Raw genomic sequence first — 23,019 nt, forward strand, 5'->3', positions numbered from 1 at the left:
TTCCCGTAAAGTCAGGTCGTCTGTGTACAGTTTGTATTTCCTGCTGAAGGGATGAGAGCTTGGGAAGGAACGGTATGCGCTTATGAATATTACGAAACGACAATCTGACATCGTGGAATATCTTTTGGACCAGCCCCAAGAGGTTACGGCTGGGGAAATTGCCGAGAAGATCAATGTCAGCACAAGGACAGTTCACCGTGAACTCGGTGCAGTCGAGCATTGGCTGGCGGCTCATGAGGTAAAGCTAGAGAAAAAATCAGGGATCGGTATCTATGTGGATGCCGACCCGGCTCAGCTTGCAAGCCTGCGGGAGCAATTGATGCATACGAAGTCGGACGAATATTCGGCTGAGGAAAGAAAGATCGTGGTTCTTTGTATGCTGCTGGATACACAGGAGCCGATCAAGCTGCTGGCGCTGGCTTCTGATTTGAAGGTCACGGTCACTACTGTCAGCCATGATCTGGACGAATTGCAAGGCTGGATCAGGGAACGTGGACTCGTGCTTGTGCGCAGACGCGGATACGGTGTCGAGATTACAGGCCGGGAGATGGACAAAAGGCGGGCGATTTCCGAGCTGGCTCTCGAATATTTGGATGAATCAGATTTGTTTTCCAGCCGGGAGGAGCTTCGTCCAGTGACGCGTGTCGCTGACAAATTATTGGAAATGATTGGCAGAGGGAATCTGCTGACCGTGGAAAATGCTCTCTGGCAGCCCCATGATCAATGGCTGGAAAACATGGTGGAAAGCAAATATATGGAGCTGCTGATTCAAATTTGTGTTTCGCTAGCACGTCTGCGACTCGGGTATGTTGTGGATCATCGTCCCTCGTATTCGAAAACAGATTCGGACGAGCATATCATGCTGCGCGCGGCTATGGTGGAACGCATATGCACGGAATTGTCAGAGGCGCTGGATATGGACTTTCCAGAGCCGGAACGATCTTATTTCAGGCTGTTGTTTCGTGATGCCGAGGATCATTCCACCCGGCTGCTGCCGCTGGATGATCTCGTACTGCTGGAGACAGTTCATGAGTTGATTTGCCGTGTGGAGGAAGAGACAGGCACGCCAATGGCCGAGGATCGTGTACTGCGTGAAGGGCTGATTGCCCATATGGCTCCGGTACTCAAACGTTTGAAGGAAGGCAGGTCGATCCGTAACCCCCTCCTGCAGCAAATCCGCAAGGATTACGGCAGCTTGTTCGACTCGGTGAAAAAGGCTGCCGCAGACATGACAGAAATGGAAATACCGGATGAAGAGATCGGATTTCTCGTCATGCATTTCGGCGCTTCGCTGGAACGGCTGCGACAATTCCGGCGAGAGGTACGGGCCATTGTTGTCTGTACGAGCGGCATTGGCTCATCCAGACTTCTGGCAACAAGGCTCGCCAAGGAGCTGCCACAGATCAAAATTGTAGATAGGGCGTCTTGGTTCGAGGCGGCGCGAATTCCGAAGGAGGATTATGATCTGATCATTTCGACAGTGGAGCTGCCGCTTGAACCGGATCGATATCTCAAGATCAGCCCGCTGCTGACGCAGGAGGAGAGTGACCGGCTGCGTAACTTTATCCAGCATATTACACTCAAGCTTCCCAATGACCATCAGCAGGAACAGACTATTCAGCCCGGTCAGGGCATGGAGTGGCTTACCGGGCTGCGGAAAAGTCTCGAGGAAATTGTACACATTGTACAGCAATTTCAAGTATATCCGCTTGAAAATCAGGGGATGGATATGCAGGCTACCGTACAGGCCATATGCATGCTGGAGGCGGGACGGGGAAATGTCACAGAGCCGTCTGCCGTTGCTGCACAACTCATGGAAAGAGAGCGCCAAGGTAGTCAGGTTATTCCTGATACCTCGATTGCTTTAGTTCATACGCGTAGCCACTATATTCGCCAGCCTTCGCTTACCTTGTATAAGCTGACAGAGCCACTGCTGACGGATGCAGGCGAACAGGTAGAATGCGTGCTGCTGATGTTGGGACCTCGTGAGCTGCCGAGAGAAAGCTTGGAGGTATTGAGCGAGATTAGTGCATTACTTTTGCAGGAAGAGATGGTTACGCTACTGGAGAGCGGTAGTCGGGAGCATATTGCCAATTATATATCGAGTGAACTGGCTGAATTTTTTCACAGTAAATTAGGAACAGGGAGGAACCTACCGTGAGCATAATGTCGATAGATAAAGTAAAAATGAACGCAACCGCCAAAGACAAATATGAGGCGATACGCATGGCTGGACAGATCCTGCTGGATGCGGGACATATTACAAGTGAGTACATTGACAAGATGCTTGAACGCGAGGAGATCGTGTCCACTTATATCGGGAATGGGTTGGCTATTCCACATGGCACGAAGGAATCCAAAACGTTAATTCAATCGACAGGAATCTCGATCATTCAGTTCCCGCAAGGTGTAGATTTCGGGGAAGAAAAAGCATATATGGTGATCGGCATCGCAGCACAAGGCGGCGATCATATGGAGATTCTAACGGGGATCGCTATGGTGTTTGCGGAGGAAGAAAACATGGACAAACTTCGTAACGCGGTGACCCCTCAGGAAATTATTGATTTGTTTGAAAGTGAGATGGAACTATGAGAGCCGTCCACTTTGGAGCAGGAAATATCGGTCGCGGCTTTATCGGATTGATTCTGTCGCGTGCAGGCTATGAGGTCGTCTTCTCGGATGTTAACGACGCGCTTATATCCGAGTTACGCCGCCGCAAGCAATACACTGTAGAGTTGGCGAATGATACCAAGGATACGGAGACGGTCACGAATGTAACGGCAATTGACGGCAAAGATGCAGTGGATGTAGCGGATGCGGTAGATCACGCTGATCTGGTAACGACCGCAGTGGGCGTCAGCATCCTCAAGCATATTGCAGCAGGCATCGCGGAGGGAATCAAGCGGCGGGTAGAACGAGGGGCAGGGCCGCTACATGTGATCGCCTGCGAAAATGCAATCGGGGGTAGCGCCCAACTGAAAGAGCATGTCTTTGCACTACTGGATGAAGCGACCCGTGCCAAGGCAGAGGTTTCAGTGTATTTTCCCAATGCTGCTGTAGACCGGATTGTCCCGATTCAGCATCATGAGGACCCGTTGCATGTACAGGTAGAGCCTTTTTACGAGTGGGTAGTGGATCGTTCGCAAATGGCTCCTGACCATAAAGAGATCGAAGGCATCCTTTACGTGCAAGATTTGGAGCCTTACATTGAACGCAAGCTGTTCACGGTGAATACGGGGCATTGCGTGGCGGCCTATCTGGGTTATATGGCAGGTTATGCTACGATTCAGGAGGCCATGAAGGACGGCAAAGTGGTGGATTCGATACAAGGAGCATTGGAGGAAACAGGGGCGGTACTTGTAAAGCGCTTCGGTTTGGATCAAGGGGAGCATCAGAAGTATATCTCCAAAATTTTGGATCGCTTCCGCAATCCTAATCTGACAGACGAGGTTACTCGGGTCGGACGTTCACCATTGCGCAAGCTGTCTCCCAATGACCGTCTTGTACGTCCCGCGCTGCAAGCACAGGAGTATGGCATCCCGACGGATCATCTGGCGTTAGGAATGGCTGCTGCCTGTAAATTTGATATCGCGGAAGATCCCGAGGCGGTCGAGCTACAGCAGGTAATCCGCAGCGAAGGACTGGGTGTGGCGCTGACACGTTATACATCCATACCCCCAGATCACCCGCTACACCGGCAGGTTTTGGAGCAATATGATATTATAAATTCATAAAACAACGAGTATACGAACTTAATTATCGATAATCCTCTTGAAGGGAAAGCATCTGCATCAGCACTAAAGTGTGTTGTACGGATGATGTGCTTCAAGAGGATTTTTTATTATGCGTGATAAACATCACATAACAACTAGTTTGAATTTTTTATATTGATAATGATTATCATTATCTTTAAAATGATAATTATGATCTTATTTTATTAGGGAGGATTACAGTGAAACCGATATATATAACCTTAGGGTTTCTTTTTTTGGCACTTGGAGTTATTGGTGTGGTGGTGCCGTTGCTGCCGACTACGCCGTTTTTGCTGCTGGCGGCTTTTTTCTTTATGCGGGGGTCTGAAAGGCTTCACCAATGGTTTTCGAACACCTCTTTATACCATAAACATCTGGAGAGCTTTGTCCAAACAAGATCGTTGAAGCTGTCTACGAAAATCATATCCTTGGGCTTAGCGTCAACCATGCTGATTACGGGCTTTATTTTCACCCCCACAGTCTGGGCCAAAACGCTGATCGTTATGGTTATTTTGTTTAAATATTATTTCTTTATATTCCGAATCGGGACTGTGAAGGGAGCTGCGGTAGAAACTCCCTCTCCATCCGAAGCCGCCCCTACGACGAAAAAAAGGTCCAAAATGGTCGACAGCCGTCTGCTCGGTCTGGTAGAACATTCTCGAAAATATATCATATTGGGCGTGCTGGTGCAGTGGATCGGTCTTTTAGGCAGTATAGCCGCTGTGTTGTCCATGTCCTTTCTTTTGCAGCAGGCATGGACCGGACAAGTGACTCGAAAGCTGATCTTATCGACGACGATCATTGTTTTTGCTTCCATTGCAGTGCGATGCCTCAGCAACTATGCAGCGAGTATGTTGTCCTATCGGGCTTCGGTGAATGCTAAAAAAACACTGCGCTCGCAAATTTATGGCAAGCTGCTGAAACTGGGACCCTCGTATACGGATCATACATCCACCTCGGGGGTTATTCAGGTGGCTGTAGAAGGGGTAGAGCAGCTTGAGACTTATTTCGGCAGATACATGCCTCAGTTGTTTTACAGTCTGCTTGCCCCCGTCACATTGTTCATCACTCTATCTTTTATCAGCTTCAAGGCTGCTATTATTCTGTTGATCTGCGTACCCCTGATTCCGGTGTCGATCATTGTTATTATGCGGATGGCTAAAAAGCTGTTTCGAAAATACTGGGGCAGCTATGTCAATTTGGGTCACAGCTTTTTGGAAAATGTACAGGGTCTGACGACGCTCAAAATGTACGGTACAGACCAGGAGAAACATCAGGAAATGAATATAGCCGCTGAGGATTTTCGCAAAATGACGATGAAAGTGCTGACCATGCAGCTAAATTCCGTAGCCATCATGGATCTTATCGCATATGGCGGTGCCGCTGCGGGCGTGCTGGTTGCGGTGAGCGAATATGGTTCGGGCCATATTGGCTTGGCGGGAGCGCTGATCATTGTGTTACTGTCGGCAGAGTTTTTCATTCCGCTGCGTTTGCTGGGTTCTTACTTTCACATCGCCATGAACGGAATGGCAGCAAGTGACAAAATATTTCAAATGTTGAGCACGGAGGATCTTGTCCAAGGAAAAGAAAGCATAGAAAATACGGATATTCGACTGGAGCAAGTGAGTTTTGCCTACGACGAAAGAGATACCTTGCGAAATATATCCATGGATATCCCTCAGGGCAGCTTCGTTTCGATTGTTGGGGAATCGGGCTCTGGTAAAAGTACGGTAGCCGGATTGATTGTTGGCCATCATGAGGGATACCGAGGAAGCCTGACCGTGGGAGGAACCGAGCTTACCGATATTTCGGAAGAAAGCCGCATGCGTCATATGACCTGGATTGGCTTCAACAGCTATATTTTCAAAGGTACGGTTGAAGCTAATTTAAGAATGGGCAATGAGCACGCAGACGAGGAACAAATGCTGGAAGCCTTGCGGGAGGTGAAGCTGTATGACTTTATTCTCTCTCAAGGAGGGCTGAAACTGGAGCTGGAGGAACAGGGAGCGAATCTGTCAGGTGGACAACGACAACGGCTGGCGCTGGCCAGAGCGCTGCTGCATGATAGCCATGTGTACATTTTTGACGAGGCTACCTCTAACATCGACAGTGAGAGTGAGGAAGGCATTATGGAGGCTATCCATGCGCTGGCAGGTCAAAAAACAGTCATTCTTATCTCGCATAGACTGGAAAACGTTGTCCAATCTGACCGCATCTATGTGCTGCAAAACGGCCTTTTGGCAGAATCCGGCACGCATCAGGAGCTTTTGAGTCAGCAGGGACATTATGCGGAGATGTACCTCAGTCAACACCGGGTAGAACAATTTGTCAAAGGGGGTGCTGTATATGCGTAGACATGGATTACGGATCATGGCCCAATTATTGATATTGGCCGGGCCCCTTTTACCTGTGCTGCTCATAACGATCATTACCGGGGTGCTTGGTTTTGTTTGTGCTATCGGCATTATTGTATACGGAGCTCTTGCTCTGCTGACAGCGACGGGCATCACCACAGGCTACAGCATGACGTTTTTGCTGACAGCTATCGTTGCTTGTGCCGTATTGCGCGGCGCATTTCGTTATGGCGAGCAAATGAGTGGTCATTATCTGGCATTCAAGCTGCTGGCTGTGCTGCGTGACAAGGTGCTTCAAGTTTTGCGCAGACTGGCTCCTGCCAAGCTGGAAGGCAAGGACAAGGGAAATCTGATCTCACTGATTACAAGTGATATTGAGCTGCTGGAGGTATTTTATGCGCATACGATAGCGCCGATTATGATCGGCATCATGACTTCGCTGCTCATGGTACTTTTTATAGGTTCCTATGAACCTGGATTAGGTTGGTTGGCTGCGCTTGCTTACATAACTGTGGGGCTGTTCATTCCACTATTAACGTCGCGTATGGGCAGACGTCAGGGGATGGAGTATCGGAGCAGCTTCGGCAAGCTTAGCAGTTATTTTCTGGACAGCTTACGTGGTATGAAGGAAATCGTACAATTCGGACGCGGGGAACAACGGCTGGCGGAGATTAACCGTCGCACAGATCAACTGGATGCCAAGCAGAAGGGCTTGAAGCAGCATGAAGGTATCACAAGAGCGGTAACAGATGCGGCTGTAGTGGGATTTTCCTTCCTGATGCTGCTGGCTGGATTGTACGGCATGTCCAAAGGACAGGTTAGCTTTACGGGTATGCTGGTTTCCGTCATTGCTTTGTTCAGTTCATTTGGCCCGGTGGTCGCGCTCAGCAATCTGTCCAACAATCTGCTTCAAACGCTGGCGAGCGGGGAACGAGTGCTGAGCCTGCTGGAGGAAACCCCGGAGGTAGAGGAAAATGTTCACGGAATGAGCGTTGCTTTTACTGGGGCAGAGGTAGACAGGGTTACTTTTGCATACGGTGGTGAAACCGTGCTGAATGATGTAAGTCTCACGATACCGCATAAGCGGATTACGGGCATTCAGGGGAAAAGCGGCTCTGGCAAGTCAACGCTGCTTAAGCTGCTGATGCGATTCAGGGACCCGCAGCAGGGCGAAATTTTGCTGTCAGGACATGATTTGAAAGTAATAGAGACCCGACATTTGAGAGGGTTGCAAAGCTATGTCGATCAGAATACGTTCTTGTTTGATGATACGATTGCAGCCAATATCAAAATCGGGAAGCCTGATGCAACGCACGAGCAGGTTGTGCAAGCAGCGCGCAAGGCATCGGTGCATGATTTTATCATGACCTTGCCTCAAGGATATGACAGCCGTGTCGGAGAATTGGGGGACAGGCTATCCGGTGGCGAGCGTCAGCGGTTGGGACTGGCCAGAGCCTTTGTCCATGATGCGCCTCTCCTACTGTTGGACGAGCCTACCAGCAATTTGGACAGCCTGAATGAAGCCATTATTTTAAAATCGTTAATGGAACAGCAGCAGGACAAAACCATTGTCCTTGTTTCGCACCGAAGCTCCACTATGCGGATTGCCGATAATATTTTCCAAATGGATCATCGCAGATTGTCCTGAGGGCTGATGCTGTAGCCTGTTCATGATTTTGTCATAAAATGGAGTGTACGTGTGAAATGGAAGCAGCATCCGTATTGAAAATCATCCGACTTTTCAAGCTTGTCATATTTTGATAGCCTATTAGGTGAAAATTTTGCTAAAGCCAGAGGTATATTGACGAGTCATAAACATCATAAATGATGGATGAACAGAGGCTGGAAGCCGATGTACAGAAATGGGTGGTGAACAGGAATGTCTGATTTCAAACAGCTGGAGCACACAACATATCCCACATATGAAGGCTATGATTTGGGTCTGACTTATACATCTGCGGGCAGTCTGTTCAAAGTATGGGCACCGACTGCCCAGCAGGTTCATGTAGCGTTGTATGACGACGCGGGAGTGTACGATCAGGAAGGGAACGTTCAGGAGCATGGCGGCGGCCGGGAATTTTTTATGAGCCGTAATGATCAAGGTGTATGGTCCGTAGAGCTGGAAGGTGATTGGAACAGATATTATTATATGTACAGGCTGGAGTGGGCGGACAGCACCGTTCATTATGCCGTCGATCCTTATTCGATAGCGGTGTCAGCCAACGGACAGCGTACGGCGATCCTTGATTTGGCGCCAACCAACCCGGACGGGTGGGAAGAGGATACGGGTCCTACACTGGAGCGGGCCACGGATGCCGTTATTTACGAGCTTCATGTGCGCGATTTTTCAATGGATACACATTTTAATGCGGGTGAAAAGGACTTGTCTGCCGTACAGGGGAAGTTTGCGGCCTTTACGTATTCGGGTTTAAAGGATACGGCGGGTAACACCATCGGGCTGGATCATTTGCTGGAGCTGGGCATTACACATGTTCATTTGCTCCCAGTGGCTGATTTCCATACGCTGAATGATTTGGCGGAATTTAAAACCGAATATAACTGGGGCTATGATCCACAGCACTATAATGTACCGGAGGAATCGTATTCTTCGAATCCGGCCGATCCGGGAGCGCGTATACGAGAGCTGAAGCAACTGGTGCAGTCTCTGCACACTGCTGGTATTGGTGTCATTCTGGACGTCGTGTACAATCATACGTATTCGGTGGAAAAGGGACCGTTTGAGCCTGTCGTACCCGGTTATTATTACCGAACAGATGAGCAGGGACAGCTTACCAACGGATCGGGCGTAGGTAATGAGGTGGCAACCGAACGCCCGATGGTGCGCAAGTATATCAAGGATTCACTGCGCTATTGGGCTAAGGAATATCATATAGACGGCTTCCGGTTTGATTTGATGGGGCTGATAGATACACCGACGGTGGAGCAGCTTACACAGGAACTGCGCTCTGAGGTGCGTCCCGATCTACTGATCTATGGTGAGCCTTGGACGGGAGGAGAGTCCCCGCAGCCTTTGCTTACGTTAAAAGGAACGCAGCGAGACAAGGGCTTTGCTGTTTTTAACGACAACTACCGCTCTGCTATAAAGGGTGACAGCGACGGTACAGGGAGCGGCTTTGCTACGGGGGCATGGAATCAGGAGGAACAGGTGCTTAAAGGCGCCTTTGGCGCTATTCATGATTTTACAGCCCAGCCTTCGGAGAGCATTAATTATGTAACGGCGCATGATAATCTCAATCTGTGGGATAAAATTTTAACGGTGAGACGTTTGCGGGAGCACTGCGGTTTTCCGCAATGGGAGCAAGGGAAGCCAAAGGATGGGAGAACAGCCGAACAAGCGGTGGCTGAAGCAGATCCATATCGGGAGCTGGATGAAAAAGATGTGCTGGAGGATGAAACCGTACGAAAATCCTTGCTTGCAAACGGCATGGTGCTGACCTCTCAGGGCATTCCTTTTATCCATGCAGGTGATGAACTACTGCGCTCCAAATATGGAGATCATAACAGCTATCGTAGCGTGGATGCGGTGAATGCCATACGTTGGGCTAACAAAGCGAGGTTTCGCCCGGTTTTTGACTACTATCAGGGATTAATCGCTTTGCGACGCAGTCACCCGGCGTTTCGGATGGATCATCGTGAGCTGGTAGAGCAGCATATGGAGGTGTTGCAAAGCAGCGGAAATGTGGTGGCTTTTGCGCTGAGGCATCATGCTAACGGCGACGTATGGAATCATATTGTGGTCATTTATAACGGTTCGGATACGGAGCAAACGGTATTACTGCCTGCTGAATCGGACCGCTGGCATGTTGTCGTGGATGCACATGGGGCCGGAAACGAGATACGATATGAAGTAGCAGGCCAACGGGTGACTGTTTCGCGCTGGTCGATGATGGTGTTGTATGATCAGGATACCGGGAAAGTGGAGAATGGAGCGAAAGATTCGGATGAGGAAAAGGATCAGGAAATCGCAACAGGCGAAACGGCTTCTTTTCGTACGATTGAATTGATCTATGAGCGTGAAGATCGGCAGTATTCCGGCTGGAATGTATGGGTATGGGGAACTGGATGCCGGGACGGACAAGTAGAATTACGCGATCTGAAGGATGGCCGTGCGGTAGCGCGTATTCAGGTGGCCCTTGATGTACAGCGAATCGGCTACATTGTTCGGCTCAATCAATGGGATGCCAAGGATATTGAGGCAGATCGATATATTGAAGTAGACACGACCCAGTCTGTGATGCAGGTATTGATTCATAGTGGCCAAGATGAATATTTGCTGCTGGTAAACGATAACCGGGCGGGCTAGATTTTTATGGCTGGTTGCCTCGGATATCCTAAAATAGCATTTTTCGATGATTTCGAAAATGCTATTTTTTTTGCAAACGTGTGTCAGTTTCAGAAAAAAAGGGTAAAATAGAATTATGGACTTGTTTAGTAGGCAAGATTCTTGGAGAAAATCATGGGTAAGATAACCTGAAGGAGGTTGTATATCATGAGTTCTAATGGAGGAAGTATTCAACTGACCGCCCAGCCGAGAACAGAGAAGAAAGGTTCTGCCATTCGTGGCTTGAGGTTAAAAGGACGGATTCCAGCTGTGGTTTACGGCTCTGAGCTTGAAGGAACCCCTGTACATGTCGATGCCAAGGAATTTAATAAAGTAGTCAAGACTGGACGTTCAGAGGTATTTAACCTCACAATAGAGGGCAAAGAGACGATTCCGGTTATTATTAAAGATTATCAACAGCGTGACAATCATTGGCTGCATGCCGATTTTTTGAAAATTTCCAAAAACAAGCCGCTTCGCGTGCGTGTTTCTATTGATTATCAAGGAACCCCTGCAGGTACAAAAAAGGGTGGGATTTTGCAAGTGCAGGAAACGGAAGTCGAAGTCGAGGGGCTTCCCGCCGATTTGCCATCTACCATTGTGGTCGATGTATCCGCACTGGAGGTTGGTGACAAGGTCAGCGCAAGCGATTTGAAGCTACCAAAAGGAGTAACACTCCACGTTCCTGGAGAGGAGCTGCTTGCTTCTATTATTGTCTCGCGTGCGGCTGGAGTAGAAAATGCTGCTGTGGAAGGTGATGCGGCGGCAACTGGAGGCGGCGGAGAGGCTTCCGAAAACAAGGAGGCCTAGTCTTATTGCTCGTTGCAGACTCTACAATCGTATTACCTATTTATAAATAATAAAGAAGCTCCTTCGGGGGTTTCTTTTTTTTTGTCCTTCAAATCATTTTTTTATCCGCGGCTTGGTCCTCTTTACATAAATAGCTGAAAAAATCACACCTTTTATTCGACAAAATTTTACATCATTTGCAAATTGATTTAGTTATAATGAGCAAGTGAGACTATTTTGGAAAATTTTATTTTAAATTAATTATCTTGGGATGAGGTGGAGAGAAACAATTTTCGTACACAAAGGGGAGGAGATTGTAATAGGCCTTGATTTGGAACAGATTAGGGTCTCGGAAATTTGTACCGGAAAGGCATGTTTTTCCACAGAGGTTACCAGAGAATGAAACAATTAGAGCAAAGGAGTGATAATACAATGAAGACCAGCAAACGCTTCTTGGGCGTTTTTCGGACATGCGGAGTCGCAGCGCTTGCAACGGCTATGACATTAAGTTCGCTGTCTTTTTTGGCCGTGCCCGCAAAAGCGGCGGATGTCGCCAAGTATAACTATGCGGAGGCCCTGCAAAAATCACTGTATTTTTATGATGCGGAGAAGTCCGGCCAGGGCATAACGGGTGGACATTTGGAGTGGCGCGGGGACTCCGAGCTTTCGGATGCGCATATTCCTCTGGGAATCAACGGGACGGCCAAAAACATGACGAATATGTCGGCCAATTTTATCAACAGTAATAAAGCGGTTCTGGACCCCGATGGCAATGGATCTGTGGATGTCAGCGGAGGTTTTCACGATGCCGGCGACCATGTCAAGTTTGGGTTGCCCCAATCCTATACTGCGTCGACTTTGGGATGGGGATTTTACGAGTTTCGCGATGCGTTTCGCCAGAGCGGGCAAGAAGAGCATATGCTGGAAGAGTTGAAATGGTTTTCAGACTATTTGTTAAGGTCGACTTTTCGCGACAGCAGCGGTAATGTGATCGCGTTTAACTACATGGTGGGCAACGGCACGGTGGATCACACGTACTGGGGACCGCCGGAATTGCAAGACTCGGCGAAGTATCCCCGTCCGGCTACTTTCGCCACAGCGGAAACGCCGGCCAGCGATCAAGCGGCGGAGGCGGCCGCAGCGCTTGCAATTATGTCGTTAAATATGAAGAACGACGATGCCGAGTATGCATCGACGTGTCTGGAGAACGCCAAGGCACTTTACCGTTTTGCCCAAACCTATAGAGGGCTCGGCAACTCGGACGGATTTTACAATTCGAGCTTCGACGAAGACGATTTGTCTTGGGCGGCGGTCTGGCTATACGCTGCGACGGGCGATATGAACTATATCCACGATATCAACGCTACGGGACCGGACGGCATGTACACCGGATATATGAAAAAAATCATCAGAAGTACTTCCGATAGCTGGCAAAACATTTGGGTACACAGCTGGGATACCGTATGGGGCGGCGTTTTCATGAAATTGGCCACCTTGTTTCCAGACAATCCAGACTTTGATTATTTTGCCCGTTGGAATCTGGAATACTGGTCCGGCGGTAAAATCCAGCACAAGGACCCGAACGATAAGACCTATCTGAAGCAGAGTCCTGCTGGATTCGGGGCTATTAGCACGTGGGGGTCCGCCCGATATAATGCGGCTGCCCAGCTTTGCGCGCTCGTGTACAGCAAATATACGGGTAAGACCGAGTTTGCGGAATGGGCGAAAAGCCAAATGGACTATATCATGGGGGACAACCCGATGGGGTATTCCTATATCGTTGGATTTCCAACTCCGCAGCAATCGGCCAAACATCCGCATCATCGTGCGGCCCATGGCTCCAAAACGAACAACATGACCACTCCGACAGAGCATCGGCACGTTCTCTGGGGAGCTCTCGTCGGCGGCCCGGATACGGACGATGTCCATAATGATGTGACGACCGACTTTGTGTACAATGAGGTAGCGATTGATTATAATGCAGGCCTTGTTGGAGCGTTGGCCGGGCTTTATCAGCATTATGGTCAGGGACAGCAGCCGTTGGCGGACTTCCCGCCGAAAGAGGAGAAAACGGACGAATATTATGCGGAAGCCAAGCTGGAGCAGGAAAATACTGAACGGTCGCAGGTTACACTCACCGTTCACAATGAATCTGTTCATCCCCCGCACTTCGAAACAGGGATGGCCGCGAGATATTACTTCTCGATCAGCGAATTGCTGGCAGCCGGACAAAGCATTAACGACGTATCTTTGGAAATCTATTATGATGAACAAAAAACGCTTAGTGGTGTTCCCGTTAAGGTGACGGGTCCTTTTGCGGTCGATGCGGCTGCTGGCACTTATTATTACCAATTCGATTGGGCCGACTCCCCAATATATGGGGACCGTGATCTTCAATTTGGCTTGATTGCCAAGCAGGATCGCAACTACAAGAGTCACTGGGATCCGACGAACGACTGGAGCCATACGGGTATTACGAGTACAGCCGCGATCTCTCCTTATGTTCCGGTCTACTTGAACGGTGTAAAAGTATACGGGAATGAACCGGACGGTGGAAGCAGCTCTCCGATCGTGCCGACGGTGCCGAAGAATTTGAAGGCAACGGCGGGGAATGCGCAGGCGACGGTAAACTGGAACACGTCGAACTGGGCGACAAGCTATAGCGTGAAACGCGCGACGACCAGCGGCGGTCCGTATACGACGATAGCTACCGTTACCTCGGCAACCTACATCGACACGGGACTGACGAACGATACAACGTATTACTACGTGGTAAACGCGGCGAACAGCGCCGGCGAGAGCGAGAATTCAGATCAGGCAAGCGTGACGCCGCAGGCTTCGGAAGGCGGCAAACCGGGAGCGCTCGCGCTGCAGTACAAAGCCGGGGATACGAATGCAGGCGACAACCAATTCAAGCCGCAATTCAATATCGTTAACAACGGCCCAAGCGCGGTACCTTTGTCAGACCTGACGATCCGCTACTGGTACACGATCGACGGGGACAAGCCGCAGACGTTTAACTGCGACTGGGCGCAGGTTGGCTGTAGCAACCTGAACGGTAAGCTGGTGAAGATGCCGACGGCGAAAGCGGGCGCAGACACTTATCTGGAAATAACGTTCGGCGCGGGCAGCATCGCAGCAGGCGGCAGCACTGGCGAAATCCAGGCCCGGATCAACAAGAACGACTGGACGAACTACAACGAAGCGGACGACTATTCGTTCGATCCGACGAAGACCTCGTTTACGAACTGGGACCACGTAACCTTGTATCAGAACGGTACGCTCGTTTGGGGCATTGAACCGTAACGTAAGACTGTTTTGGATTGCAATTGAAAAAGCAAATAACCGAACAACAGTATCCTAGGTTTAAATAAGCCGGGGAGTATCGTGATCAAGCGGTATTCCCCGGTTTTGCTATATTTACTTGGAGGCTGATGGTATAATTTGTGGCAGTTTAAATGTTGGATAGGGGGGCGACCATGAACTTGAGAAAACAAGCACCTAAACTAAAAACTGGGGACGAGATACGCATTCTATCGCCGTCCAGAAGCTTGTCAATCATTTCTGAGAAAGATCGCTTGATTGCTCGGCAAAAACTGGAGCAGCTTGGTTTTGTGGTGAGCTTCTCGCAGCATGTGCTGGAAAACGATGATTTTGCATCTTCTTCGATAGCGTCCAGAGTAGCAGATTTGCACGAAGCTTTTGTCGATCCAAAGGTAAAGGGCATCCTGACCTCAATTGGGGGCTATAATGCCAATCAACTGCTTGCCCACCTTGACTATGAACTGATTGGCGCTCATCCCAAACGATTATGCGGTTATTCGGATATAACAGCGTTAAGCCATGCTATTTATGCTAAAACTGGCCTTATCACGTATGCGGGTCCGCATTTTTCGACGTTTGCTATGTTGCAAGGGAATGAATATACGACGGCATATTTTCAAAGGCTGATGCTGGAAGAAGGCAGCATTCAAATCCAAGCTTCGCCGGAATGGAGTGATGATACCTGGTATCTGGATCAGGATAAAAGAATCTTCCACCGCAATGCAGGTCCGTATGCGATTCATGAGGGAGAAGCACAGGGTACGATTGTGGGCGGAAACCTGTGTACCCTGAATTTGCTGCAGGGAACTCCGTATATGCCAAGTCTGGAAGGAAGCATTCTATTTGTTGAGGATAATTATGAAAGCTCTCCTGCTACATTTGATCGGGATTTGCAATCGTTGCTGCATCAGCCTGGATTTGATCAGGTCAGGGGGATCGTTATAGGACGTTTTCAGCAGGCGTCGCACATGACAAAAGAATTGCTGCGGCAAATCATTAGCTCAAAAGAGGAACTGGCCTCTATTCCGGTGATTGCAGATGCCGATTTTGGACACACCACACCGCAATTTACATATCCGATTGGCGGGGAGGCAAGCATCTGTGCCAGGAATGGCATAGTGAATATTGAAATAAGTGAGTAGCGGGTTTAATGATAGGGGGATATTACCTTGGAGTTTAAATATTTATTCGTTGGTGTATTGAGCCTACTGGGTGGTGGAGTGTTATATACGATGGAGCGTTTTATTTGGGAGGAACGCTTGTGAACGCCTTTTTGGAAATGCTGCTGCAGCTATTTGAGCGCGCAGCGTTGCTGCTGATTTGTTTATTTTTTATCACCCGTATCCCGCGGTTTAAGGAAACCTTGCAAAAGAACAGCCATTCTCCGGGCGAGCTGACACTGCTAACGTTGATTTTTTGTATGTTTGCATTATACGGCACGTACACCGGGATTGAAGTTGAAGGCTCGCTTGTGAATGTTCGTATCATTGCGATTATGGCGGGCGGTATTTTGTTTGGACCATGGGTTGGGATCATTACAGGTATTGTATCGGGTATCCACCGCTATCTGATTGATATCGGGGGTGTGACCTCGATTCCATGTCTGATCACCAGTATTCTGGCAGGTGTGGGATCTGGATACATTGGTCGCCGGGTTGATCGTTCCAAAAGATGGCTGGTCGGCATTGCCGCAGGAATGATTTGCGAAGCATTAACGATGCTGCTGATTCTGGTGATGGCACACCCGTACACTCTTGGTCTGGACATCGTTTCCAAGATCGGATTGCCGATGATTATCGGGGAAGTCAGTGTCGGTCTAATCGTCCTGTTCATCCAGAGTGTCGAGGGGGAAAAGGAAAATATCGCGGCCAGACAGGCCAAGCTGGCACTGGATATTGCCAACAAGACGTTGCCCTATTTTCGTTCGATTAATGCGGAATCGCTGCATACCATTTGTTCGATCATAAAAGAGGATATCAAGGCAGATGCGGTTGCGATTACGGATACTCGAAATGTGCTGGCCTATGTCGGTTTTGGCGAGGAACGCTATCACATTGGTGACGAGATCATTAGTGATGTGACCAAATCGACGATTCGCAGCGGAAAAATCACGATTCGCAATCATATTGCAGATGATAAAACGCCCCAAATTCAGTCTCTGCTCATTATCCCGTTGGAGGAGCGGGGAGAGGTAACCGGAACCCTGAAAATTTATTACCGTAAAGCCTATAAAATCACGTACCCGTTGCAGACGATGGCGGTTGGGTTGTCTCAAATCATTTCCACGTTAATGGAAGTGTCGCGTGTGGAGCAAATTAAAGAAGCAGCGAACAAAGCCGAATTGAAGGCATTGCAGACCAAAATCAATCCTCATTTCCTGTTCAACGCGCTGAACGCGATTGCCTCGACTACACGCACCAAACCGGATAAGGCGCGCGAGCTGATCATTAATTTGTCAGGCTATCTGCGTTATAATTTGGAGCTCAATGATGATCTGATCGAAATTCACAAGGAGCTTCAGCAGGTATCTGATTACGTGGAGATTGAAAAGGCCCGTTTCGGCAACCGGCTTCAGGTGGAGTATGTGATGGATGAGGTGTCTGTGCGCATTCCAAGCCTGATTATCCAGCCCTTGGTTGAAAATGCGATTAATCATGGGATACTAAAGAAAAAGGGGCCGGGTACAGTGACGATTTCCGTACGGGATCGGGGAGAAAAGGTACGGATTTCCGTGGCAGATACCGGGGTGGGTATACGCGATGATGTTGTGGATAATCTGTATCATGATCAGGTTCCGGCCAAACAAATAGGCTTGTACAATGTGCACAGACGACTCAAGCTTATGTATGGTGAAGGAGTTATTATTCTCAAGCATAAGCCGGGCACCGAAGTTTATTTTGACATACCAAAGGAGAAGTCATGAAGGCCATAATTGTAGAAGACGAAATTCCGGCGCGCGAAGAGCTGGAGTATCTTATTCAGACGCATAGCAGCATTGAGGTGACGAACAGCTTCGAGGATGGGCTGGATGTGTTCCGGTTCATGCAGGAACAGGAGACAGACGCCATCTTTCTGGATATTAATATTCCTTCGCTGGACGGGATGCTGCTGGCCCAGAATATTAGCAAATTTGCTAAAAAGCCTTATATTATTTTTACGACCGCCTATAAAGAACATGCGGCACAGGCCTTTGAACTGGAGGCATTCGACTACATTCTCAAGCCGTATGATGAAAAGCGAATCGCCGCCATGCTGCGCAAGCTGGAAAATGCCTATGAGCAGCGGAATGCCCAGTCACAGGATAAGGCTCTACCTTCACAGCCTCGAACTGCTGAAGCAAGCACAGTCAGCGCTTCGGGCCGCATCAATCTGCTGAAAAACGACAAAATTATTGTGACCGATGCGAGCGATATTTACTATGCGTGCGCACAGGAAAAGGTTACCCGCGTATTTACAAGGCATGAGGAATATACGATGCCGATGAGCATTTCGGAATTTCATGCCCGCCTGCCGCAGCAGGACTTTTTCCGCTGTCACCGTTCCTACACGGTGAATTTGTCGCAAATTCGTGAAATTGTGCCCTGGTTCAATCACACGTATCTCCTGCGTTTGCGCGGTCTGGACGCGGAGATTCCGGTAAGCCGCAGCAAGGCCAAGGAATTTCGGCAAATTATGCGACTATAAAGGCACTTCATTCCGCTATTTGTGCATTTCATTCCTCAAATGAATTCTGGCTAACTTACGACGTTATAATGATCCATGTAGAGAGAATCCTTACAGACTTGCTCCTTCAAGGGCGCAGGCGCGTACTGGATTCCCGGTTATCATGATGACAAATTGACGCTATAAGAGCCGGAATGAAAAGAGGAGATTTATATGAAAACAAGCAGTGGAAACCGCCTGCTGATCGTGCTTGGAACGATTATTGTCCAGATGGGATTAGGAACGATTTACACTTGGAGTTTGTTTAATCAACCGCTGGTGGACCGCTTTGGCTGGAACCTCAGCTCGGTCGCCATTACATTTTCGATTACCAGCTTTGCGCTGGCAATTGCTACATTATTTGCAGGCAAGCTGCAGGATAAATGGGGATTGCGCCGTCTGATTTTAGGTGCGGGTGTCGTGTTAGGTGCAGGGTTAATGCTCAGTTCACAGGTAAGCTCTCTGTCCCTGCTGTACATTTTGGCGGGTGTTGTCGTAGGTTTTGCGGACGGTACGGCATATATTACATCATTGTCGAATCTGATCAAATGGTTTCCTGAGAAAAAAGGACTTATTTCCGGTATTTCGGTTGGGGCATACGGAACAGGCAGTCTTATTTTCAAATATATTAATGGTTCGCTGATTCAGTCCGTTGGCGTATCACAGGCATTTCTGTATTGGGGTATGATCGTGTTAATCATGATCGTGGGCGGTTCCTTCCTGGTACGGGAGGCTGTAGTCGTGAACAAGCCTTCGGTACAAAATGCGGGTACGCCGCAGCGGGATTACACCGTTAAAGAGATGCTGCGCACCAAGCAGGCATATCTGCTGTTCGTGATGTTCTTTACCGCTTGTATGAGTGGTCTGTACCTGATTGGAGTCGTCAAGGATATCGGCGTACGGATGGCCGGGCTGGATGTAGCCACAGCCGCTAATGCGGTCGCAATGGTCGCTATTTTCAACACGGCGGGACGGATCATATTAGGTGCGCTATCGGATAAAGTCGGTCGTCTGAAAGTGGTAGCGGGTGCGTTGCTGGCAACAGCGGTCGCGGTTACAGTGCTTAGTCTGGTACCGCTGAACTATGGTTTGTTCTTTGCCTGTGTAGCAGGAATTGCATTCTGCTTCGGCGGCAACATTACCGTTTTTCCAGCCATCGTGGCTGATTTCTTCGGCCTGAAAAATCAAAGTAAAAACTATGGTATCGTGTATCAGGGCTTTGGTCTCGGTGCACTGGCGGGCTCTTTTATCGCAGCCTTGCTCGGCGGCTTCATCCCGACCTTTACGACCATTGCGGTGCTGTGTGTTGTATCATTCCTGATCGCACTGACGATTCGTACACCGGATCAAAGCAAACCGGATCAAGGTAATTTGCGCAGTCAACGCGAGAAAAATACTCATACCTTGCGCGGCATGGAGCCTGGAACGAAGCTGGGCTAAACAGGGTTTGAGAAAAAAGGACCAGATGAATGCCAAAAGACCTGTCATCATTTCCCTATGGGAAATGTTGGCAGGTTATTTGTTTTTCTAGCAATCTATTTTAAGGTATAATAAAAAGATATGGAATAAGCCGATATATACAAAAGACATAAGCTAAGAACCTGACAGGAGGACGAGTCATGATCGTGGATACAAGCGGGAACCTGCTTGCCCGCAATACGAAGCTGCGAAATACATATCAAATTCGAAGCGCCTTGTCCCGCAGTGAGCTGGCCATCGTGTATACGGCAAGGCTGTTGGATAATCGAGAAAAGGTCATTGTGAAGGAGTTTTTTCCGAGTGCACTGGCCCTTCGGGGATCGGATCGAAAAACGGTGACCTGCGGCGCGTCTATGCAATCCAAATATGTGGAGTTTATGCATTATTTTTTGTGTGAAGGGCAAATGCTCAAGGAATTAAGTCATCCTGGGATTGTCGGTTATATAGATCACTTTGAGGAAAATGGAACTGCTTATCTGGTTATGGAATACTGTGCAGGCAAGACGCTGGATAGGGTAATGAAAGAAGAGTCTGCGCTCATGTCCGATCCTGCTTTTAAGTATCAGGCGTTGCTGTCTTTAATTGATGCTATGGAGTATATTCACGATAAGGGCATTATTCACCGGGATATTAAGCCTGGCAACATTATGATTGGGAAGAATGGCAGCATCAAGCTGCTTGATTTCGGTTCAGCTGTACATTTTGAGGGCAAGGAGCATCCGATCTTCACCACGGCAGGCTACTCTCCGCTGGAGTTTTATTCTAACCGCTCGCAGCAGGGACCTGTATCGGATATCTATAGCTTGGCCGCCACGCTGTATTATTGCCAGAAAGGATCGCCTCCACCGGATGTGCCTGGCAGATTGTTTGCAGATCGGACCGACCGGATTCGGATTGAAAATGCAGGAATTTCCTTGCTGCCGTATGTGATTCGGCGTGGTCTGGAGGTGCAGGCTAACAAGCGTTGTCGCTCACTCAGATGGTTTAAAGCCGCTCTACGTGCGGAATATTGGATAAAAAAAGGGAAGCATCGCACTCTTACGGTTCGTTAATCGTAAGAGGCGGTGCTTCCTTTTTTATTTTCCGATCACGTTATCCTGTCGGAGCTTGAATATGATCGGTGTACACTGAGGTATTCGGCTTGATCGCTTTGTAGCGCAGCTCAATTTCAGTTACGCCGTCCTCGAACGTGATGTACAGTTTGTCACCGTACTCCATTACCGCTTTTTTATTGCGGGCCAGTCTGACCTTTCCGTGCTGCAGGGCGCAGCGTGTATCATGTTTGACGACCAGACTTCCTTTTTTACCTGCGGAAAATAGGATTCGCTCCGCCTCTGGCAGCGGTTCGTGAACGTCCAGCGTACGGAACAATTCTTGCAGGCTAACCTTTCGGCCCGGAAAGGAGGTGAGCGGCCAGGATTTTACCGGAATCTCCTGTCCACTGGCCGTTGCGAGAAAATATCCTTCGATTCTTCCGGCAAATTGCGGCTTGGGCCGCAAAAACCAGTACAGAAGCGCTGCCGCCACGATGCTGATTGCCACCGTCCATTTAATAGCGGTATACCGAGACTGCACGGTAACGGTCAGCGTAGCACTGCTGGATGCTCCTTCCGGATCGGTAGCGGTAATCTTCAGCTCAGAGTCTCCTGAGTGAAGCTCGGATAGCAGCAGATCACTACCGTTAATCTCGGCATGGGCTGCATCCCCGGAGACTCCCGTATCCAGCTTATAGGTTAGCTTGTCATGATTCGGATCAGCAAAGAAATCCGATAAGCTTCGACGGGAATCTCCGTCCTCTTTCACCAGGCGAATCGTCAGATCTTTTAACACCTGCGGTGCCGCATTGGCCGCGTGGACCTTATATACGGTTCCATGACGGTACCATTGCGGGCTGTCCAGAGCGAGCTGCCAAGTATAATCCCCTGTTTGAGGGAACGCATATTCGGCATGAAAGGCTCCTCCCTTATAGGCCATAGGTACCTTTTTGCTTGAGCCGCCCTTTACAGGGGTAACGATAATATGGGCTTGAAGTGACGTATATACAGCTTCATCTGTAAGCTTTTGGCCATCCGGCAACAGGAGCTGAGCCTGAAAAGGTGTAGCCTGGCCTTTAGGTAACTGCACTGGCTTGTTGCCATTCGTTGCTGTTCCTTGTTTTCCTCCCATACTAGCTTCGGCTTCCAGTCGATAGCTGCCGAGCAAATTGATCTTGACCAAATCTCCGCGTATCCCACGCATCTTCAGCTTTACTTTGCCTGCCTGTGGATGCTCAATTTTTAAAATCGCATATCGGCTCGACTTATACCTGCGAACATTTTCTGAATTGGAATACAGCTGTGTTTCCTGAAGAGGATGCTCGGACAAAAGCACCAAATTCGCTTCCTCCATACTGGAGTCTGGCAGGTTGACTGTTAATTCCTGCATCTCGCCAGTAGTCGTAATCGCGGCAACGGGCACGAGCTTGGAACGAATTTGACTGGCGAAAATACGATTCAAAATTTCCGGCAGATCCTCGGCACTGCTCGTAATAAAAGAAGCTCCCCCCGTTTGAGAAGCAATCCGCTCCAGCTCCTGTCGATTTACTGTACCGTCATGATTCAGACCAATCGTATACACCGGATATCCTTTGGTCTGTGCGGATTTAATGACAGAAGCCACATCGTTGTTGGAGTCCCCTTTCGTTCGGGAACCGGAGGAGGCACCAAAATCAGTCTCCCCATCTGATAGCAGGATCATAAAAGGCTGACGTCCCTTGGACGCTCCTGCTGCGAGCAACTCCGAGCCTTTACGCAATCCAAGTCCCAGATCCGTATAACCGGAACGGTTTAGCGTTCTGATTTCCTGCTGAATTTGGGATTTTTGCGCTGCTACGGCAATTGAGGTCAGGGATTTGGACGCGACTACGTGATGATTGTAGGCGACGAAGCCAACGCGTGTACGGTCTGCATCACTCAAGTCCATAAACATACTGATGACTTCGGCCGCAATGCCCTCGGGATCGGTGTCCCTCATGGAATAACTGGTATCCAGTACAAAAACAGCATCATAACCCTCAATTGGAGCAGTCCCCAAAGATGCTGCATTAGCCTGATTTACAGTGAAAATGCCCCCATTTAAGCCCATTTGAAAAAATAGTACAAAAGTCATGAAAATGATAATCCCTAGTTTCCTTGTCCTAAACATAAGCCCCTCCATCGACAAGGCCAATGCGGGTGTACCGACTCTCCTAATCCTTGGGATATAAGGGATAAAGGATCAAAATAGCTGTTAACCCTCA

General features: G+C 48.9%; 14 protein-coding genes. 13 read left to right on the forward strand and 1 reads right to left on the reverse strand.

The features are described 5' to 3' along the window. Positions 1 to 82 precede the first annotated feature (82 nt). From KQI_RS0113430 to KQI_RS0113495, 13 genes are all read left to right on the forward strand, one after another. Positions 83 to 2,161, forward strand: a complete 2,079-nt coding sequence (locus KQI_RS0113430; protein ID WP_010347294.1) for a BglG family transcription antiterminator — start codon at positions 83 to 85, stop codon at positions 2,159 to 2,161. Then, positions 2,158 to 2,592, forward strand: a complete 435-nt coding sequence (locus tag KQI_RS0113435) for a PTS mannitol transporter subunit IIA (protein ID WP_010347295.1) — start codon at positions 2,158 to 2,160, stop codon at positions 2,590 to 2,592. The genes KQI_RS0113430 and KQI_RS0113435 overlap by 4 nt, the downstream gene beginning before the upstream one ends. After that, positions 2,589 to 3,734 (forward strand): mannitol-1-phosphate 5-dehydrogenase, encoded by a 1,146-nt coding sequence (locus KQI_RS0113440; protein ID WP_010347296.1) that lies wholly within the window; start codon positions 2,589 to 2,591, stop codon positions 3,732 to 3,734. The genes KQI_RS0113435 and KQI_RS0113440 overlap by 4 nt, the downstream gene beginning before the upstream one ends. Positions 3,735 to 3,952: 218 nt before the next feature. After that, the gene (locus KQI_RS0113445) at positions 3,953 to 6,106 is read left to right on the forward strand and encodes a DUF454 family protein (protein WP_010347297.1); all 2,154 of its coding nucleotides are present in this window, start codon (positions 3,953 to 3,955) and stop codon (positions 6,104 to 6,106) included. Next, positions 6,099 to 7,754 (forward strand): amino acid ABC transporter ATP-binding/permease protein, encoded by a 1,656-nt coding sequence (locus tag KQI_RS0113450; protein WP_010347298.1) that lies wholly within the window; start codon positions 6,099 to 6,101, stop codon positions 7,752 to 7,754. Before KQI_RS0113445 ends, KQI_RS0113450 begins: the two co-directional genes overlap by 8 nt. A 231-nt stretch (positions 7,755 to 7,985) precedes the next feature. Beyond that, on the forward strand, positions 7,986 to 10,430 hold the full coding sequence (gene pulA, locus KQI_RS0113455) for a type I pullulanase (protein ID WP_010347299.1): 2,445 nt from the start codon (positions 7,986 to 7,988) through the stop codon (positions 10,428 to 10,430). A gap of 186 nt (positions 10,431 to 10,616) precedes the next feature. Then, entirely contained in the window at positions 10,617 to 11,258 is a 642-nt protein-coding gene (locus KQI_RS0113460; protein WP_010347300.1) for a 50S ribosomal protein L25, read from the forward strand. Between the two features lie 411 nt (positions 11,259 to 11,669). Continuing rightward, positions 11,670 to 14,543 carry a glycoside hydrolase family 9 protein gene (locus KQI_RS26865; RefSeq protein ID WP_010347301.1) on the forward strand — a complete coding sequence of 958 codons (2,874 nt, stop codon included), beginning with the start codon at positions 11,670 to 11,672 and terminating at the stop codon, positions 14,541 to 14,543. A gap of 173 nt (positions 14,544 to 14,716) precedes the next feature. Continuing rightward, a complete protein-coding gene (locus tag KQI_RS0113470; RefSeq protein ID WP_010347302.1) occupies positions 14,717 to 15,703 on the forward strand; it encodes a S66 family peptidase in 987 nt (328 codons plus the stop codon). Between the two features lie 119 nt (positions 15,704 to 15,822). After that, on the forward strand, positions 15,823 to 17,484 hold the full coding sequence (locus KQI_RS0113480) for a sensor histidine kinase (RefSeq protein WP_010347303.1): 1,662 nt from the start codon (positions 15,823 to 15,825) through the stop codon (positions 17,482 to 17,484). Further along, positions 17,481 to 18,245: a LytR/AlgR family response regulator transcription factor gene (locus KQI_RS0113485; protein ID WP_010347304.1), complete on the forward strand. Its 765-nt coding sequence runs from the start codon at positions 17,481 to 17,483 to the stop codon at positions 18,243 to 18,245. The genes KQI_RS0113480 and KQI_RS0113485 overlap by 4 nt, the downstream gene beginning before the upstream one ends. Before the next feature lie 192 nt (positions 18,246 to 18,437). Next, positions 18,438 to 19,703 carry an L-lactate MFS transporter gene (locus KQI_RS0113490; RefSeq protein ID WP_010347305.1) on the forward strand — a complete coding sequence of 422 codons (1,266 nt, stop codon included), beginning with the start codon at positions 18,438 to 18,440 and terminating at the stop codon, positions 19,701 to 19,703. Positions 19,704 to 19,882: 179 nt separating this feature from the next. Then, a complete protein-coding gene (locus KQI_RS0113495) occupies positions 19,883 to 20,794 on the forward strand; it encodes a serine/threonine protein kinase (protein ID WP_010347306.1) in 912 nt (303 codons plus the stop codon). A gap of 40 nt (positions 20,795 to 20,834) precedes the next feature. Here the strand turns inward: KQI_RS0113495 and KQI_RS0113500 are convergent, their stop codons facing one another. Beyond that, positions 20,835 to 22,937, reverse strand: a complete 2,103-nt coding sequence (locus KQI_RS0113500; RefSeq protein WP_039774405.1) for a VWA domain-containing protein — start codon at positions 22,935 to 22,937, stop codon at positions 20,835 to 20,837. Between the last annotated feature and the right edge of the window lie 82 nt (positions 22,938 to 23,019).

It is taken from the genome of Paenibacillus peoriae KCTC 3763 (genome assembly GCF_000236805.1).
Taxonomy (GTDB): Bacteria; Bacillota; Bacilli; order Paenibacillales; family Paenibacillaceae; genus Paenibacillus; species Paenibacillus peoriae.

What these genes read in the sequence shown, in the direction of transcription:
- KQI_RS0113430 (WP_010347294.1), top strand. Translation starts at nt 83, where the DNA reads ATGAATATTACGAAACGACAATCTGACATCGTGGAATATCTTTTGGAC.
- KQI_RS0113440 (WP_010347296.1), top strand. Translation starts at nt 2,589, where the DNA reads ATGAGAGCCGTCCACTTTGGAGCAGGAAATATCGGTCGCGGCTTTATC.
- KQI_RS0113450 (WP_010347298.1), top strand. Translation starts at nt 6,099, where the DNA reads ATGCGTAGACATGGATTACGGATCATGGCCCAATTATTGATATTGGCC.
- pulA (WP_010347299.1), top strand. Translation starts at nt 7,986, where the DNA reads ATGTCTGATTTCAAACAGCTGGAGCACACAACATATCCCACATATGAA.
- KQI_RS0113460 (WP_010347300.1), top strand. Translation starts at nt 10,617, where the DNA reads ATGAGTTCTAATGGAGGAAGTATTCAACTGACCGCCCAGCCGAGAACA.
- KQI_RS26865 (WP_010347301.1), top strand. Translation starts at nt 11,670, where the DNA reads ATGAAGACCAGCAAACGCTTCTTGGGCGTTTTTCGGACATGCGGAGTC.
- KQI_RS0113470 (WP_010347302.1), top strand. Translation starts at nt 14,717, where the DNA reads ATGAACTTGAGAAAACAAGCACCTAAACTAAAAACTGGGGACGAGATA.
- KQI_RS0113485 (WP_010347304.1), top strand. Translation starts at nt 17,481, where the DNA reads ATGAAGGCCATAATTGTAGAAGACGAAATTCCGGCGCGCGAAGAGCTG.
- KQI_RS0113490 (WP_010347305.1), top strand. Translation starts at nt 18,438, where the DNA reads ATGAAAACAAGCAGTGGAAACCGCCTGCTGATCGTGCTTGGAACGATT.
- KQI_RS0113495 (WP_010347306.1), top strand. Translation starts at nt 19,883, where the DNA reads ATGATCGTGGATACAAGCGGGAACCTGCTTGCCCGCAATACGAAGCTG.
- KQI_RS0113500 (WP_039774405.1), bottom strand. Translation starts at nt 22,937, where the DNA reads ATGGAGGGGCTTATGTTTAGGACAAGGAAACTAGGGATTATCATTTTC.